At 31.3% G+C, this 13,794-nt stretch carries 12 protein-coding genes; 10 read left to right on the top strand and 2 right to left on the bottom strand.

Annotated elements, in window-relative coordinates; genetic code table 11:
* Positions 1-18: 18 nt before the first annotated feature.
* Positions 19-1,944 (bottom strand): LTA synthase family protein, encoded by a 1,926-nt coding sequence (locus AC0N0V_RS19225; RefSeq protein ID WP_474460388.1) that lies wholly within the window; start codon positions 1,942-1,944, stop codon positions 19-21.
* A 458-nt stretch (positions 1,945-2,402) separates the two neighbouring features.
* Between AC0N0V_RS19225 and AC0N0V_RS19220 the strand changes: the two genes are divergently transcribed.
* The 4 genes from AC0N0V_RS19220 (at position 2,403) to AC0N0V_RS19205 (ending at position 6,193) form a co-directional block, all read left to right on the top strand.
* Complete coding sequence (locus AC0N0V_RS19220; RefSeq protein WP_474460387.1) at positions 2,403-2,852, top strand: hypothetical protein; 450 nt, start codon at positions 2,403-2,405, stop codon at positions 2,850-2,852.
* A 24-nt stretch (positions 2,853-2,876) separates the two neighbouring features.
* Entirely contained in the window at positions 2,877-4,232 is a 1,356-nt protein-coding gene (gene rlmD / locus AC0N0V_RS19215) for a 23S rRNA (uracil(1939)-C(5))-methyltransferase RlmD (RefSeq protein WP_474460386.1), read from the top strand.
* A 527-nt stretch (positions 4,233-4,759) separates the two neighbouring features.
* Positions 4,760-5,593, top strand: a complete 834-nt coding sequence (locus AC0N0V_RS19210; protein ID WP_474464591.1) for a sialate O-acetylesterase — start codon at positions 4,760-4,762, stop codon at positions 5,591-5,593.
* A 78-nt stretch (positions 5,594-5,671) separates the two neighbouring features.
* Complete coding sequence (locus AC0N0V_RS19205) at positions 5,672-6,193, top strand: PadR family transcriptional regulator (RefSeq protein WP_474460385.1); 522 nt, start codon at positions 5,672-5,674, stop codon at positions 6,191-6,193.
* 276 nt (positions 6,194-6,469) lie between these two features.
* Here the strand turns inward: AC0N0V_RS19205 and AC0N0V_RS19200 are convergent, their stop codons facing one another.
* Positions 6,470-6,844, bottom strand: coding sequence for a hypothetical protein (locus AC0N0V_RS19200; protein WP_474460384.1), 375 nt, complete (start codon positions 6,842-6,844; stop codon positions 6,470-6,472).
* A gap of 162 nt (positions 6,845-7,006) precedes the next feature.
* Here AC0N0V_RS19200 and AC0N0V_RS19195 point away from each other — a divergent pair, with 162 nt between their 5' ends.
* The 6 genes from AC0N0V_RS19195 (at position 7,007) to AC0N0V_RS19170 (ending at position 13,678) form a co-directional block, all read left to right on the top strand.
* Positions 7,007-7,177, top strand: coding sequence for a hypothetical protein (locus AC0N0V_RS19195; RefSeq protein WP_474460383.1), 171 nt, complete (start codon positions 7,007-7,009; stop codon positions 7,175-7,177).
* A 297-nt stretch (positions 7,178-7,474) separates the two neighbouring features.
* The gene (locus AC0N0V_RS19190; protein ID WP_474460381.1) at positions 7,475-7,735 is read left to right on the top strand and encodes a MerR family transcriptional regulator; all 261 of its coding nucleotides are present in this window, start codon (positions 7,475-7,477) and stop codon (positions 7,733-7,735) included.
* A complete protein-coding gene (locus AC0N0V_RS19185; protein WP_474460380.1) occupies positions 7,707-8,345 on the top strand; it encodes a helix-turn-helix domain-containing protein in 639 nt (212 codons plus the stop codon). The genes AC0N0V_RS19190 and AC0N0V_RS19185 overlap by 29 nt, the downstream gene beginning before the upstream one ends.
* 471 nt (positions 8,346-8,816) lie before the next feature.
* On the top strand, positions 8,817-11,018 hold the full coding sequence (locus AC0N0V_RS19180) for a diguanylate cyclase (RefSeq protein WP_474460379.1): 2,202 nt from the start codon (positions 8,817-8,819) through the stop codon (positions 11,016-11,018).
* Positions 11,019-11,233: 215 nt separating this feature from the next.
* Positions 11,234-12,082, top strand: a complete 849-nt coding sequence (locus AC0N0V_RS19175; protein WP_474460378.1) for an APC family permease — start codon at positions 11,234-11,236, stop codon at positions 12,080-12,082.
* A gap of 234 nt (positions 12,083-12,316) precedes the next feature.
* Positions 12,317-13,678 (top strand): sigma-54-dependent transcriptional regulator, encoded by a 1,362-nt coding sequence (locus AC0N0V_RS19170; protein ID WP_474460377.1) that lies wholly within the window; start codon positions 12,317-12,319, stop codon positions 13,676-13,678.
* Positions 13,679-13,794: the final 116 nt, after the last annotated feature.

Below are 13,794 nucleotides of genomic sequence, written 5' to 3'. Positions count from 1 at the left end.
AAGATGCAATCCTTTTGGTTATTTTTCTTCTAATTGGAATTTTTTAAATAGATCATGCTTTAAGATATCGTCAGAATAATCCAACTGACTTATAGCATCGTCCTTTTTATTTTTAAGAACTTCAGTCTCACTTGCCTTTTCACCAGTAGAAATATCATAATAGGTATTAGACTGAGCCATGTAATAATAAGTTCCATCCGTAAAAGAGCCATCTCTAAAAATTACTTTTCCATCTTTAGAATTAAACAAGTCTTTACCCATGAGATTCTTATTAGGTAACTCAAATAGGTTGCAGATAGTTGGGTAGACATCCATTTGTCCTGCATAAATGTTATTCACACCTTTTTGGGACTCATCTGGGAAATGAATCATCATAGGTACTTTTTGAAGTTTAATCCAATCTAAATCTGATATAGTAGGCTTATCTAGAAATTTTGATAGTTCATTTTGGTTATCTTTTGGAATAGCATAGTGATCACCATATAGAACAATTATTGAATCCTTTAAAATACCTTCTTTTTCTAGCTGTTCAAGAAATATTCCTAGCTGTGTATCTGTATAATGAATAGCTTTAAGGTAATTTCCTAGAAGAGTTCCCTCATATGGTCCAACATTAAAAGTTCCATATTTTGTAGGGTCATCATAAGGAAAGTGGCTGCTTAAAGTTATTAAAAATCCAAAGTAAGGTTTATTTAAGTTTTTTATCTTATCAATAGATTGACTTAAGAATGACTTATCACTTAGACCGAGACCTACATTTTCATCAATATTATAACTTTTTTCTCCGTAGAAGTTGTTAAAACCTAGTTTTTTGTACATTATATTTCTATTCCAGAAGGTTTCCCTAAAACCGTGCAATGCAGCAGTATCGTATCCAGCCTTTTTAAAACTTTCAGGCATTGAATTAAATTTGTTTCCTGCATATAAAAAGTAGGCAGCACCAGAAGGGGCAGGATATAAGGAATTATTAGTCATAAACTCTGCATCTGATGTTCCACCAGCAGCAGTTTGATAGAATAGATTGTCAAAATATACACTGCGACTCACCCATTTATTTAGGTTTGGGGTTACTTCCTGACCTTCTACTTTACTATTTATGGTGAATCCTTGAAGAGCCTCTACCTGAATCATAATCAAGTTTTTACCTTTTGCAATTCCTCTTAAATTAGTACTGGCAGAAGAGTTAGTATGAAGGAAAGTTTTTATCTCTTTTTCCTTTATCTTGGAAACTGGAGTTTTTCTACCTACACTAGCATACATTGAGTTATAAAAGTCAAGAAAGTGATAATTAACCGTTCCGAGTTTTTTTACTATATATACTTTATTGTACATTGTGCTTAAAAGTCTTGGTTGTTCTTTTGATAAAGAGTAAAAGCTTTTAATGTTAACACTTAGACTAAATAATAGTAGTATTAATAAAAGAGAAAATTTCATAATTACAGGAACTTTAGTTGTATCATTAAACTTACAGTTAAGTGATTCTAGATTTATATTACAAGAACATAAGGGGATTCTTATACTAGTTTTGCGTTTAAAAAGCTTAATTAGTGGAAATAAAATTATAATGTCTAAGGCATAAAGAAAATCATCTACCTTAACTAGAGTAGCTACACTAGATTTAACAGCCCCAAGTTCAAGTCCATTTATCAATACGGGTATGGATATTACATCCTTGAAGTATCTAAAATATGTTAGGTCACTTATTATAAAGATAGTAATAAATAAATTACACATATATAAAAATTTTATATGAGTTTTACTATTAAAAAAAAGGGATATGGCTGCTAGTGTCAAGATAGAAGCAAGTACAGGTGGAAATAGTGAAGTGTATGAAAAATATTCAGGTTGCAGTTGCTTACCATAAATTATAGTTTTTGTTGTCACTAATACAATAAATAAAAATAAGTCTATATAGTGACTCATAATGAGAGTTATCTTTTTCATTTGAAATCCTCCAAATATATATGTAATTAACTATTTTAAATTATAGATTTTATATATGTACAATTTAAAAACAAAGTGTAAAAAAAATGTTTCTGCTTTTAAGTTAAGGATTTGTGTATTATACCAAATTCGTAATTATAGTGCAATAGCATAGGCAAAGTTTACAGTTTACTGGATAAAGTATTTTTTCATAACTATTTACATATAGGGAATAGTGTAGCATAATATATTTGTTATGAGTTAAAATTTAAACTAAAAGGTTTTATCTGATAATTACCCCCTCTAATACCAAGAGGGAGTAAAGAGCGGGTAGTCATCGGATAACGAGTTCTAAGCACAAAGTGGAGTCAAAACCACTCTAGTGTTAAGAACTTTGTTTATTGATACATATTTATAAATTTGATAAGACTAGTTACAAGAAATGCGAGATAAGAAGAAAAATATAGGAGGGTCAAAATATGGAAGAAAAGGATGAGATTAAAGAAGAAATTATTGTGGATGAAGAGGAAGCTAAAAAACAATTTTTAGAAGAGTTAAAAACAAAAAATCTTGAAGAAACTCAAGCGATAGAAAGAGCTAAAATTTTGGCAGCATTAAATAATAATGGGTCAGAGGTAATAACTATAGATAGTATTGAAAACGAAAAAGATGGTAATAAAAATGTAAAAGTAAACCTTCTTATGAAGGAATTAAGAGCATCGCTATTAGACACAGCAGTAACAGCAGTTTTATCTGTTGCAGTATTGTTTTTATTTGATCTTATTCTAAGATTAATATTTGGATATTATGTTGCAGATAAAAAAGGCGTATACATAATAATATTCTTAATAATACTAGTTTTATACACACCTATAATGAACATATCAAAGCATGGTAAAACAATAGGACAAAAGTTTGGCAAAAGATAAGCATAAGAAGGAGAAGATCAAAAGTTGAGAAAAGGTAATGAATATGAATTTAATATAGAAAAAACTCAATTTCCTGGTACAGGAATAGCAGAAATGGATGGACTTAAAGTTTTTATAAAAAACGCAGTGCCAGGTCAGAAGGTTAGAGCAAGAGTCACAAAAAAGAGAAAAGAATATGCAGAAGCAAAGATAACAGAAGTAATAGATAACGTAAATTATGCAGTAGAACCAACTTGTCCGCATTTTAATTTATGTGGAGGGTGTACTTCTCAGTTCTTACCATATGATAAACAATTAGAGTTAAAAGTTGAACAGGTTTTAGAGCTATTTAGTGATGCTGGCATTAAAGATTTTGAATTTCTAGGTATCGAAAAAAGCCCAGATGAACTTGAATATAGAAATAAAATGGAGTTCACCTTTGGTGATGAAGAAAAAGGGGGAGAACTTACCTTAGGCATGCATATTAAAGGAAAAAGCTTTGGCATAGTGAATGTTCATGGATGCCAAATAGTTGATACTGATTTTAGAGTTATTCTAGATACAGTAGTAAACTACTTCAGAGGAAAAGAGCTTCCTTACTATAGGGTAATGAAACGTGAGGGTTTTTTACGAAATCTTGTTGTGAGAAAAGGAAGAAATACAGGGGAAGTATTGATAAACATAGTGACTACCTCACAAATAGAGTTTAATTTTGAAGAAATTACAGAGATTCTTAAAGGGCTGAGTTATGAAGGAGAACTAAAAGGAATATTACATACCATAAATGACAGCTTCTCCGATGTAGTTCAAGCTGACAGCGTAGAGGTTCTTTATGGAAGGGATTACATAATTGAAGAACTTTTAGGGCTTAAGTTTAAGATTTCTCCAGAATCGTTCTTTCAAACTAATTCTAGAGGGGCAGAGAAACTATACAGCATTGTAAAGGACTTTTTAGGAGATGCCTCATCTAAAGTAGTTTTTGACTTGTACTGCGGTACAGGAACGATTGGACAGATTGTGGCACCTAAGGCTAAAAAAGTTTTGGGAGTTGAACTTATAGAGGAAGCTGTGAAGTCAGCTAACGAAAATGCAGAATTAAATGGACTAAATAATTGTCACTTTATAGCTGGTGATGTTACTGAGGTTATTAAGACGATAAAAGATAAGCCTGATGTTATAATTTTAGATCCACCAAGACCAGGAGTACATCCTGTGGCTTTGGATTATGTTATTAAGTTTAATTCACCAAACATTGTTTATGTATCTTGTAATCCAAAGACTTTGGTTACGGATTTGAAGGTGCTTCAGGAAGCTGGATACAAGGTTGAGATGGTTAAGCTTATGGATATGTTTCCTCACACACCTCACGTGGAGACAGTTGTTAGGATGGAGAAGAGATAGTATGGAATCAAAGGGTTAGAGAGATTTAACCCTTTTTTCATGTGTGTTTTATGTATCCATGGACTAAGAGTTTTACGGGTTTGCGTAAGAGTATAAATGCCAAGAAATAAATTAAATTATAGGGTACTAAAAATTTATGTCGTCTGGGGTGAAGTAAAAGTATTTACCCTAGTCGACTATTTTTTGTTATTGAGTAGCTCTAGAGGCGGTTGGAAGGCTTGGATATAAAATCAATCGGTTAACAAATAAGGGGAAATATTTTTGTGAATCAATTAAAGAATATTTCTCTAAATCGTCTAAACTATATTTTGGCTTTACTTCTGAAAAAATATAATTGACAATTAGTCTAATTAGACTATAATATTTAAGTGTGATTAGTCTAATTAGACTAATTGTGAATTTGGTAGTTTTATATCTGGGAAAATTTAATGAAGCAATGAATTAAATAAATAAGTAACTACTTAATATTTATTGAGAACGAGAAACAGTTCTTCATAAATATTAAATAGAAAGAAAGGATGAAAAAAATGGTTAAATCGTTTTTAATGTTAGGACAATCGAATATGGCTGGACGAGGGTTTATTCATGAAGTAACCCCGATTTATAATGAAAGAATACAAATGTTGCGTAATGGTAGATGGCAAATGATGACTGAGCCCATCAATTATGACCGTCCTGTTTCAGGAATAAGTCTGGCCGGTTCATTTGCAGATGCATGGTGTCGTCAAAATCAAGAAGATATTATTGGCTTAATTCCTTGTGCTGAAGGTGGAAGCTCACTGGATGAATGGGCTGTAGATCAAGCACTTTTTAGACACGCAATAACTGAAGCTAAATTTGCTATGCAGAATAGCGAGTTAACAGGAATTCTATGGCATCAGGGAGAAAGTGATTGTATGAATGGTAACTACAAAGTCTATTACAAAAAGTTACTTTTAATTATTCAGACTCTAAGGAAGGAGTTGAATGCTCCAGATACTCCTCTCATTATTGGTGGTCTAGGAGATTTTTTAGGCAAAGAAGGGTTTGGAAAATACTGTACTGAATATAACTTTGTTAATCAAGAGTTACAAAAATTTACTTTTGAACAAGATAATTGTTACTTTGTCACAGCATCAGATTTAACATCTAACCCTGATGGTATTCATATTGATGCAATTTCTCAAAGAAAATTTGGTTTAAGATATTTTAAAGCTTTTTCTAATAAGCAACATGTACTAAAGCCATTGATTAATGAAAATGAGTTGATAAATCTTATTCATGCTAGAGCACATACCAAAGCAGAAAAGATATATATAAAAAGTATGGATTTGGCATTAGGAAAAATATCATATGATGAATTCGAGTCTCAACTTATATAAATCAATAATGGTTAAAATTTACAATTATGAAATAACTACTATTATAATTTTGATAAAGAATATAAAGGAGGTGTTTTCTTGATACCATTACTAATTTTAGGTTTATTAAAACAAAACCCAGGTTCTTACGGATACGAATTATTAGCCTTAATGGAAGAGAGACACTATAAATATATAGTAAATTTCACTAAAGGGTCATTCTACTATAATCTTCAACAATTAGAAGAAAAGCAATATATTGAAAAAGTTGATCAACTAGACAATACTAGAGAGACGCGTAATTATATCATCACTGAACTAGGGGAGAAAGAATTTGAAAAATTGATGTATAAGTATGGCTCTAAGACAGATTATATAAATTTATCTTTTTATGCAGCAATGCTATTTGCTAATGAATATAAAAGCGAGGAGCTAACAAGCCTAATAGAAATACAAATCGAACAAACCAAAAAGAAAATTTCTTTATTAGAGCAATCTCTCGAGCATAACGAAACTATACCTATCTATTTCAGAAGAATGTTGGAAAATTCACTTTCTCACCATTTAGTAAATGTTCAATGGTTTGAAGGACTGTTAAAAGATGTAGGAAATGAAAATTAATTTAAGGGCGAATCTGTTATTTAGAAATACGCAAGGATAAGTTGAAGTGAGTATGTGCAAAAATTTAATTACATCTTTGTTAAAGAATAGTGATGATATATTATATAATTTAAGGAAATTCGTTGAAAATAATTTGTCATACATAAAAAGACTGACTAAGCAGTCTTTTTATGTTCTAATATACTTTTTTTATCTTTAATTTGATGCATTTTCAGCATAACTAACCTTGCTATTGGCTGCGCAATGAATACCTCTACTGCAAAGGAAATTGCAATATTAAAAGAACATTCGAATTGGCTCCATGCTCATTTGTCTATTTCCTATCCATGAACCTATTACAGTCAAAAATATTGACATTAAAAATACTGTACATAAAGTATTTATAACGATATGTGAATTAAAACTATCTTCTTTCTCTACTATTCTTGCTGTTAACCATTCAGCAGGCTTATATGTGATTAAAACTAAGGCAATCACGCAAATCCAAATAAAAGGAATTATTTTTAACACATCTGCCCATACATACATATGAAACCCAACTTCAAAACAAGTAATCAATGGTGCAATTATATTCAGTGATATAACTGAAATAATTAACAAAAATAATGCAAACTCCCTCTTGTTTCTTGGTAATTTCATGTAAAATTCCATACTATATTTCCCTCTTTTCCTAATAAATTAAAACATCTTACGCAAAAAATAAAGCGTGAAACCAATTACTTGATTTCACGCTGAACAATTATACGCGTCAATATTTTTTATATTACTTATTATAAGGAAGAGGATAAAATGAAAGAGTAGAGCATATCAGTTATGGCCTTGGAGTGGTTACAGAAGAAGACACTAATAAAATTTCAGTTCCAGGATGGAATTGGAAGCAAAATATTTCTCTATCCCGATACCTTTGAGAAATTTCTAAGGGCAGTGAATCCAAAGGTAGAAAGCAGTGTGCTGGAAGAATTGCATGCAAAAAGGCAGCATTAGCAGTAGCTTGTGAGCACAACCTTAAAAATATTGAGGTTAAATTTCCTTTAGGAGTGCTTACCTGCGTAACAGGTGTTTCGGGCTATTGTTCAGATAACAGGAATAACTGCAAGAACATTAGAATATGATAATTGCCGTTAAAAATATTACACTTACAGATGGTAAATGTTTTTAGTCAGTAGTGATGATGAGGGTTCTTGAAGTCAAAATATTAAAACCCTCCACTATCCCACCAGAGTTTTGGTTGTATGCTATAATGAGAGATGCAATTTGGGTAACCAAAGAGGGAGGTGTTCAATGAGAACCTATAGTACTTCTGAAATTGCTAAAATAATGGGAAAACATCCAAACACTATCATGTCATACGAGAAATGGGGCTACATAGCTCCTGTTGAAAGAAAAGAAAATGGCTACAGGGTTTACACCAAAACACACCTGGAGCAGATGAAATTGGTAAGAATTGCATTAAGAAGCGAATTGATTAAATGCTATATGAAGTTTGAAGTTCAAAATAGCAGCTCAAGGAGATTTGAAGAATGCTTTAGAGCTAAGCTGTGAGTATTTAACACATATACAAAATGAAAAGGATAATGAACTTAAGATTATGAAAGTAATTCAGGAGGTATTTAACAGTAATTCACTGGAAGAAAAGAATATTTCATTAAATAGGAAAGCAACTGCAAAACTGCTTGAGGTGTCAATTAATGTTATTGTAAATTGGGAGAGATATGGATTTCTTGAAGTCCCAAGAAGTAAAAATGGCTATCGCGTTTACGGGGAGTATGAAATAAAGCTGCTTAGAATCATTAAAGCCTTGAGGCAGGAAAACTACAGTACACAGTGTATATGCAGGATGCTTAAAAAGGTGAAAACTAAAAGTAAGGGAAATGATATGCTTTTATCCGAAGAAACAGAGGATTCGGAGGACTGGCTGTTGTCTAACCTGTCTGAAGCTGAGTGTGATGTAAAGGAATTGATTAATTATATAAGTGATTTAATCAGAAACGGCGAAGAAGTTGGCTGTTCCTGGTGGTGGCTGCGAACACAAGGAAACAAGGCGACCCGTGCGTTTTTTGTCGGTCCAAGTTGCAGTATTCGCAGCTATGCGAATGTCAGTCTAGCCCGTGACGGCGTACGCCCTGCGCTAAAAATTAACCTTGTATTATAAAAGCATGATGGCTCATAAATGGGATGGATAAGTGATGCTTTCAGTGCTTGCCGTAAATCTAGTATATGGTTTCCAAGGAAACGAGAATGGGTCGAAGGTTGATTGTTAGAAGTTTATAGCTGATACGGTGGTGTTAATAGAGCTGGTTAAGAATTTTTTATGGTCCCTCAGACTTATAGGTTTGGGGGAATTTTTTGCTTGCTTATATTCAAGGATAGGAGGTAAATGTCCATAAAGCAAAATTATAATCTGCTTCAGGAAATCTACAGGAATTTCTAATATCATAGTCTGAAAAAGTTACTTGAATTTTAATGTTTATAGCGTTTAATCTTTCCATACTTAATGTTACTTATAATGTAAGCTCATGCAAGTACTACTTGTGCTTGAAATGTCGAATTCTGTAGTTTATAATCTAATAAATGATATTTTAACTGAAGAGATTAAAGTATTCTATTACTTATGGAGGATTTAATGATTAGCAGTCTTTTTGTAAATATAGTTATTGTTGTATCTTTTATATTTTTAGTTGAACAGGTTTCCTTAAAATACCGAATGGAAGACAGTAAAACTGCAATTACACAAATGATTTTAGGCATATTATTTGGAGTGTTAGGTGTGGTTTTAATGGTCTATTCTTATAAGACATTTGACATTATAGTAATGGATTTGCGATATATTGTAATATCTTTATCAGCTATTTATGGAGGACCATTATCGGCCATAATATCCGCTTTTATTATTGGGACTTTTAGAATTGCTTTGTTTGAACTTAATGAGGCATCATTGTTGGCTTATATTGCAGCATTAGCTACAGGAGTCTTTTGTGCCTATATTTGCAATGTGAAAATATCTATTGGAAAAAAGTATACTGTTATGAATATATTTGGTGTTGTTTTAACATCTATAAATTTATCTATCTTGATTCATAGTTTTGATGTATTACAAAACACTTATCTTAACTTTTGGGTTACATCATTTCTTGGTGGAATTGTTAGTTTTCATGTTTATCAATTTATGAATACTTATCACAGAAACTACAGAGGAATGGAATATTACAAAATGATGACGAGCAATCTAACAGATATTATTACAACACATAAAACAGATGGTGCCTTTTTATATGTATCTGCTTCAGTTGTGGGGTTACTAGGTTACAGTAAAGAGGAATTAATTGGGAGAAAAATTTATGAGTTTGTTCATGAAGAGGATTTTCAAAAACTTTATTTTTTATATCTTACTTTAACTCAATTACCAAGCAGTAAGAGAAAAGAATATAGATTTAAGCTAAAAGATGGAGGTTACATTTGGATTGAATCATCTTTTAAGAGTATTATGGATAAAGGTGGGAGAGTAAAGGAGATAATATGTGTTTCTCGTGACATTACAGCACGTAAAGAAGTAAACGAAAAGTTGATAGAATCTAATCAGAAAAATATTGATGTTTTAGAAAGTATAAGAGATGCTTTTTTTGCTTTAGACAAGGAGTGGAGATTTACCTATTTAAATGAAACGGCAGAAAAAGTATTAGGAAAAAATAAACAAGATGTAATGGGTAAAGTTATATGGAATGAATTTCCTCGGATAGTAGGGACAAAAACCTACCATGAATATTACCGGGCGGTAAATGAGTGTATACCTATTACAATAAAAGAATACTACCCATTTCTTCAGGCTTGGTATGAAATTAGAATATATCCTACAAAGGATGGAATCACAGCCTACATTCTTGACATTACAGAGCGAATACAACTGGAAGAAGAGGTAAGGTCAAAGAAAGAACAACTAGCACTGCTTATTGAAACAACTCCAAGTGGTATTATCTTGCTTAATAATAAAGGAGAAATCACACTTGCTAATGCGAGAATCGAGGAGCTGTTTGGGCTTAAAAGAGAGAACATCATAAAAAGTAACTTTTATGAATATAGAAGGCATATCTATACACTAGATGGAGAATTGTTTCCGAGTAAGGAATTACCTTTTGTGCAAGTAATGAAGAAGAAGCAATCAGTAAGAGATATTGAATTTATATTTAAAGATTTAAAAGATAGGCAGAGTATTTTGTCTATAAATGCCACACCTATATTTAATAAGGAAGGAAGTATTTCTGAGGTTTTATTGAATATTATAGATATAACTGAAAGTAAAAAGATTGTGCAGGAATGGCAGAGGCTTTCCAAAACTGATAGTTTAACAAGTGTTGCAAATCGTCGTCATTTTGATGAAATTTTAGAAAAAGAGTGGCTGCAAGCTACAGATAATTTGACTCCGCTTTCATTAATTATGCTTGATATCGATTACTTTAAAAAATATAACGATAATTATGGGCACCAGGCAGGAGATGAATGCCTAAAAACTGTAGCAAAGGTATTATCTATGGTAATTAAAAGAGAAGGAGAAATTGTTGCAAGATATGGAGGAGAAGAATTCTCTGTAATCTTACCTGCAACTAGTAAAGAGAAAGCCTTAATTGTTGGGGAACAACTTCGCTCTGCTATAGAGAAAGTGTCAGTTCCACTTGAAGACTCTAAAACTTTATCAATGGTTACCTGTAGTATTGGAATTGCAACTTTAATACCTAATAGTCAAGAAACCTTTGAAATTTTAATATCAAAAGCGGATAATGCTCTTTATCAGGCTAAGAGAGAAGGACGTAATAGATTGGTGGCAAATTAAAGTTTTTAGTATTTAGCTTTATATAAGGCTTAGATTTTAATAAAGGTTAGTTTTTTCATAGTAAGAATGAAAAAATTTTCACTTTTACTATGAAGCTATATAAGGAAACTATTAGTACTACTATAGCATTAAAGGTTATGGTATATTAAAATCTGTTGGCATAGTATTTGCTTTAAAATAAAGTATATTCATTTTGAATAAAGGAGGAGCATTCTATGCAACAAAGAATTATTAAACAAACTGAGAAAAGAATAATTACCTTAAGGAGAAAAATAGGGGATTCGACTCCTATGACTAGTGGAGTTGGTATTTATATAAAGAAATTACTGGGAGAAAAATATGAATTTTTATTTGGATGGATAACTACATTTATATTATTTCCAGTAATAAATGCTATATTAGCTTTAATGTTTGCGGTTCAATTCACAAGCTTTATGTGGTTATCCGAATCAGAGCAAAAATCATTAGCGGTAGGTTTAATAATATTCATATCTATTATAAATATCCTTTGTAACAAGGTTGGAAGAAAACTTACAATAGCAATTATAGTGGGTTTGAGTACAGTAGTAGTGGCATTTGGCATTATTAGTAAAAGTCTTGTTCTAGCTGGAACATTGATTATAATTGCTATAGCGCTAAGTGCATTCCTTATGATTGGGGCAAGGATACCTCATTCTATGGCCGTAGATAACTTATTTATATTCAAAGGTTTCTTCGGAAGACTAGAAGGTAAAGCAAAAATCACCGTTAAAGCTATTGTATTTGAATGTATGATTTCATATTTATATGTTTTATGCGCATCCTTCAATACTTTAGCTGAATTATCTTTATTTATTGCATGGTTATTCTTTATAATTTTCACAACTAGTGTGTTAAGGTCGAGGCAAAATTACAAAAGTATTATATTATGTTCAATAGTTCTTACAATAGCTTTAATAGGAGTAATATATTTTGCTTTGAGCAATATTCTTAATGGAAACATTAGTGCTTTGTTTACAATTGTTATTGTTATTATGGGAATACCTGTATACTTGTATGTTAAGCTTATTCAAAGCGTTTCTTAAATCTAAATAAGATTATAGAGTTAAATTCCTAGGTTGTTGATGTCTCTTATCGATAGCCTAGGATTTTTTGTCTTATCTATTAATGAAATAAATTTCATATAAAAGGGAAATATGCAGATAAAAAATAAGTGAAATCCTTTAGTAAGTATGGCATAATTAATACAAGATGTAATAAATATATATGTTTACAAAGATTTGATGAAGTAATGTCTGAATTAAAGAGGGGGGTAAATTTTGGGGCTTAAAGGTAGTTTTAAAATTCTAATTGTAGATGATGAAGTAGATTACTTACATTCTATGAAAAAGTTATTGGATGAGAAGGGGTATAATGCAGATATAGTTATGTCAGGCATCGAGGCGGTAAAAAAGCTTAAACAAGAAAACTATAAATTAGTAATAACTGGGCTCAAAATGGCAGGAATGGATGGAATTGAACTTACAGAGAAAATAAAAAAGGATTTTTCTCACATAGAGGTTATAATCTTAACCCTTTATGGGTCAATTGAAACAGCGGTACAAGCGATGAAGAAGGGAGCATTTAGTTACTTTGTTAGAGATAGTGGGCCAGAAGAATTATTAATGGAGATAGAAAAGATAAGGAAGTTTTGGACACTTAAAAATGATAATGAATTTTTGAGAGATCAACAAAATAATAATAATTATATATTGCAAACAAACAATATAAAGTATCAAAGTATTATTAATATAGTCAAAAAAGCAGCACAAAGTAATGTTAATATACTTATCACTGGAGAGTCTGGTGTAGGCAAAGAAGTATTGGCCAGATATATACACGAGCTTAGTGATAGAAGGCAGCAGCATTTTGTAGCAGTAAACTGTCAGGCGTTATCAGAGAATTTGTTGGAGTCAGAACTTTTTGGACATGAGAAGGGCTCTTTTACAGGGGCTATAGAAAGAAGAGTTGGGAGGTTTCAACAGGCAGATGGGGGAACTTTATTTCTTGATGAAATCGGGGAAATGCCAGTGAGTGTTCAGATAAAACTTTTAAGAGTTTTAGAAGCAAGATCTATTGAAATGATTGGAAGTAACAAAAGTATAAATGTAGATTTAAGGCTTATATCTGCTACTAATAGAGAACTGGAAAAGGCAATTCGCGAGGAGATATTTAGAGAGGATTTATTTTATAGAATTAATACTATAATACTAGACATACCTCCTTTAAGAGAAAGAAAAGAAGACTTAAATATGCTTATAGAATTTTTTCTTAAGAAATGTGAAAAAGAGCAAAAAAAGAAAATAATTAAAGTGGAAGATGAAGTAATGGATTTTTTACTTTCTTATAATTATCCAGGAAACATAAGAGAACTTAGAAATATAATAGAAAGGCTTGTTGTTTTATCTGAAAATGGGGTTGTTAGATTCGAAGACCTACCAGAAAGAAAAAAGCTTCACTTAAATGAAGTTAATAATCTCGATGAGCTTACTCCACTAAGAGAATTTAGGAAAGAAATAGAAAGAGAATATATTACTAGGGTTCTCAATAAATATGAAGGAAACGTAACAAAGGCAGCGGAATGTCTTGAAATAAGTAAAAGGCAACTATTTAATAAAATTGCTGAGTATGATATAAAGTGAATTTTTTTTCATGATAAAAGTGAAAAAAAGTTCACTTTTATTTTTATGTTAAATAAAATTACAATGCAAAATTAAGGTTCTATGGCTTTTTTTATATTGAAATATAATGGCATAGA

This window comes from Clostridium sp. CS1-1 (assembly GCF_056135525.1).
This window is presented reverse-complemented; position numbering and strand designations above follow the sequence as displayed.

What these genes read in the sequence shown, in the direction of transcription:
- AC0N0V_RS19200 (WP_474460384.1), bottom strand. Translation starts at nt 6,844, where the DNA reads ATGGAATTTTACATGAAATTACCAAGAAACAAGAGGGAGTTTGCATTA.
- AC0N0V_RS19225 (WP_474460388.1), bottom strand. Translation starts at nt 1,944, where the DNA reads ATGAAAAAGATAACTCTCATTATGAGTCACTATATAGACTTATTTTTA.
- AC0N0V_RS19195 (WP_474460383.1), top strand. Translation starts at nt 7,007, where the DNA reads ATGGCCTTGGAGTGGTTACAGAAGAAGACACTAATAAAATTTCAGTTC.
- AC0N0V_RS19190 (WP_474460381.1), top strand. Translation starts at nt 7,475, where the DNA reads ATGAGAACCTATAGTACTTCTGAAATTGCTAAAATAATGGGAAAACAT.
- AC0N0V_RS19175 (WP_474460378.1), top strand. Translation starts at nt 11,234, where the DNA reads ATGCAACAAAGAATTATTAAACAAACTGAGAAAAGAATAATTACCTTA.
- AC0N0V_RS19210 (WP_474464591.1), top strand. Translation starts at nt 4,760, where the DNA reads ATGGTTAAATCGTTTTTAATGTTAGGACAATCGAATATGGCTGGACGA.
- AC0N0V_RS19220 (WP_474460387.1), top strand. Translation starts at nt 2,403, where the DNA reads ATGGAAGAAAAGGATGAGATTAAAGAAGAAATTATTGTGGATGAAGAG.
- AC0N0V_RS19180 (WP_474460379.1), top strand. Translation starts at nt 8,817, where the DNA reads ATGATTAGCAGTCTTTTTGTAAATATAGTTATTGTTGTATCTTTTATA.